This is a genomic window from Actinomycetospora sp. (genome assembly GCF_055612215.1).
In genome coordinates, this window is record NZ_JBVPVA010000884.1 from 1 (window position 1) to 3,124 (window position 3,124).

The 3,124-nt window shown below is 72.8% G+C and carries 3 protein-coding genes; 2 read left to right on the forward strand and 1 reads right to left on the reverse strand.

Translation table 11 applies throughout. The features are described from left to right. The first annotated feature begins 71 nt into the window (after window positions 1-71). Together AC0CYZ_RS24050 and AC0CYZ_RS24055 are read left to right on the forward strand one after the other, a co-directional pair. A complete protein-coding gene (locus AC0CYZ_RS24050) occupies window positions 72-1,442 on the forward strand; it encodes an FAD-binding protein (protein ID WP_472220013.1) in 1,371 nt (456 codons plus the stop codon). A 46-nt stretch (window positions 1,443-1,488) separates the two neighbouring features. After that, window positions 1,489-2,244 (forward strand): decaprenylphospho-beta-D-erythro-pentofuranosid-2-ulose 2-reductase, encoded by a 756-nt coding sequence (locus AC0CYZ_RS24055; protein ID WP_472220015.1) that lies wholly within the window; start codon window positions 1,489-1,491, stop codon window positions 2,242-2,244. A gap of 403 nt (window positions 2,245-2,647) precedes the next feature. Here the strand turns inward: AC0CYZ_RS24055 and AC0CYZ_RS24060 are convergent. Further along, window positions 2,648-3,124, reverse strand: a 477-nt coding sequence (locus tag AC0CYZ_RS24060) for an acyltransferase family protein (RefSeq protein ID WP_472220016.1), incomplete at its 5' end; no start/stop codon positions are given.

The following is a 3,124-nucleotide window of genomic DNA, read 5'->3' on the forward strand; positions in this document are numbered from 1 at the left end:
CTAGGCGCCGCCGCCCGCGTGGACCTGACCGCCAGCAGGGCCCTCGACGGCGCGCGCTAGCCTCGATCCCGATGCCTCGCTCCGTGAAGACCCTGGTCGGCTGGGCCCGGACCGCGCCGAGCCGGGCCACCGTGCTGTCCGGCGACGAGGTCACCGCCGACGACCGGCTCGCCGAGGCGATCACCTCGGCGGGTGCGCGCGGCGTGATCGCCCGCGGCCTGGGGCGCTCCTACGGCGACCCCGCGCAGAACGCCGGTGGGCTCGTCGTCGACATGACCGCGCGCGACCGCGTCCACGCGATCGACGCGGAGACCGGCCTGGTCGACCTCGACGCGGGCGTGTCCCTCGACCGGCTGATGCGCGTCGCGCTGCCGTTCGGGCTGTGGGTGCCGGTGCTGCCCGGCACGCGCCAGGTCACCATCGGCGGGGCGATCGCGAACGACATCCACGGCAAGAACCACCACACGGCGGGCAGCTTCGGCGACCACGTCGTGTCGATGGACCTGCTCACCGGCACCGGAGAGGTCCGGCGCCTCGAGCCCGACGGTCCGGAGTCCGACCTGTTCTGGGCGACCGTCGGCGGCATCGGCCTGACCGGGATCATCCTGCGGGCGACGATCCGCATGACGAAGACCGAGACGGCCTACTTCGTCGCCGACACCGAGCGCACCGCGAACCTCGACGAGACGATCGAGCGGTTCTCCGACGGCTCCGACGAGGCCTACGACTACTCCTCGGCGTGGTTCGACTCCATCTCCACGGGCTCCAAGCTCGGCCGGGCGGCCCTGGGCCGCGGCTCGCTGGCCCGGCTCGACGAGCTGCCCGAGAAGCTCCGTCGCGACCCGCTGAAGTTCGACGCCCCGACACTGCTGGACCTGCCCGACGTCTTCCCCAACGGGCTGGCCAACAAGCTGACGTTCTCCGCGATCGGTGAGCTCTACTACCGCAAGACGAAGAACAAGCGCGGCCAGATCCAGAACCTCACGGCCTTCTACCACCCGCTGGACCTCTTCGGGGACTGGAACCGGGCCTACGGGTCGAAGGGCTTCCTGCAGTACCAGTTCATCGTCCCGCTGGCCGCCGAGGCCGAGTTCCGGTCGATCATCGCCGACATCGCCGCCTCCGGGCACGTCTCGTTCCTCAACGTCTTCAAGAAGTTCGGCGACGGGAACCGCGCGCCGCTGTCGTTCCCGATGCCGGGCTGGAACATCTGCGTCGACTTCCCGATCGTCGACGGCCTCGGGGCGTTCTGCCGGGGTCTCGACGAGCGCGTGCTCGCCATGGGCGGGCGCCTCTACACCGCGAAGGACTCGCGGACCGACCCCGAGACGTTCGCGGCGATGTACCCGCGGGTCGACGAGTGGCGCAAGGTCCGCGACGCCGTGGACCCCGACGGCGTGTTCGCCTCCGACATGTCACGCCGGCTCGCGTTGACGTCCTGAGCTGCGGGTCCCTGCTGTAGCTGACACCGACTGACAGGAACTTTCCATGATCGACGCCGTCGGCCACCCGTCGTCCCTGCTCCTGCTCGGGGGCACCTCCGAGATCGGCCTGGCGATCGCCGAGCGCTGCCTCGCGGGCGGGCCGGTCCGCATCGTGCTCGCGGGCCGCCAGTCGACGCGCCTCGCCGACGCGGCGGCCCGGCTCGCGCGGGCGGGCGGGCACGTCGAGACCCTCGAGTTCGACGCGAAGGACGCCGCGGTGCACACCGAGGCCGTCCGCAAGGCCTTCGCCGGCGGGGACATCGACGTGGCCGTGGTCGCGTTCGGCCTGCTCGGCGACCAGGAGACCGCGTGGCAGGACATCGACGTCGCGGTCGAGCTCGCCGAGGTGAACTACGTGGCCGCGGTGTCGGTGGGCGTGGCGCTCGCGACCGAGTTCCGCCGTCAGGGCCACGGCCGCATCCTGGCGCTCTCCAGCGTGGCCGGGGAGCGGGCGCGTCGCTCGAACTTCGTCTACGGCTCGACGAAGGCCGGGATGGACGCCTTCTACACCGGGCTCACCGAGGCGCTGCGGCCCGACGGGATCGGCGTGACGATCGTCCGGCCCGGCTTCGTGCACACGAAGATGACGAAGGGCATGGACGCCGCGCCGCTCTCGACGACGCCGGAGAAGGTCGCCGAGATCGCCGTGGACGCGGTGACCAAGGGCCGCGAGCTGGTGTGGGCCCCGGCCCCGCTGCGCGCCGTCATGACCGTGCTGCGCCACATCCCGCGGCCGATCTTCCGTCGCCTGCCGGTGTAGGACGGGCCGGCCTCACGGCTCGGACCGCAGCCGCGCCCCCGAGGGGCACACCACGCACGCTCAGCCGCGCGCCGGGCTGCCTGACGTGCCCCTGATCGTGAGCAGGCGAACGGCCCCTCCGCCGAGGGGCACACCACGCATGTTCGGCCGCCCGCCGACCCGCCTGACGTGCCCCTGATCATGGGCGGGCGAACGTCCCCTCCGCCGAGGGGCACACCACGCACGCTCGACCGCCCGCCAGGCTGCCTGACGTGCCCTTGATCATGGGCGGGCGAACGTCCCCTCCGCCGAGGGGCACACCACGCATGTTCGGCCGCCCGCCGGGCTGCCTGACGTGCCCCTGACCATGGAAGGCCGGGGAGGCCAGCGCGCCCGGGCGCCCATGGGCCCCACCGACGAGTGCTCAGGACGAGCGCGGGGCGAACCGGCGGCGGGCCGGCTCCTCGATCCACCGGTACGCGTAGTGCGCCACCACGACGGACCCGACGAGCACGTGGGGCACGGCCAGCGCTGCGAGCGAGCTGTTCGGGGCCAGCGCCGGGAACCGCGTCATCGCCACCACGGTGATCTCGATGAGCGGGAAGTGCACGAGGTAGATCGCGTAGGAGATGCGCCCGCCGTGCTGGAGCCGGGGGTGCGAGAGGAACCGGACGACGCCGCCGCGGGACAGGCACAGCGCGCCGAGGAGCAGCGGGAACATCGGCACCGCGAACCAGAGCCGGTCGGCCGCGGGGATGGCCGCCGAGGCCGGGGCGGACGCCGCCCAGTAGGCCACCAGCGCGGTCTCGGCCACGACGCCCAGCACGATCCGCTGCGCCCACAGCTCGACCCGCGGGGTCCGCTCGATCCGCGCCACGACCAGCCACGACAGCATCCCGGC

What these genes read in the sequence shown, in the direction of transcription:
- AC0CYZ_RS24055 (WP_472220015.1), top strand. Translation starts at nt 1,489, where the DNA reads ATGATCGACGCCGTCGGCCACCCGTCGTCCCTGCTCCTGCTCGGGGGC.
- AC0CYZ_RS24050 (WP_472220013.1), top strand. Translation starts at nt 72, where the DNA reads ATGCCTCGCTCCGTGAAGACCCTGGTCGGCTGGGCCCGGACCGCGCCG.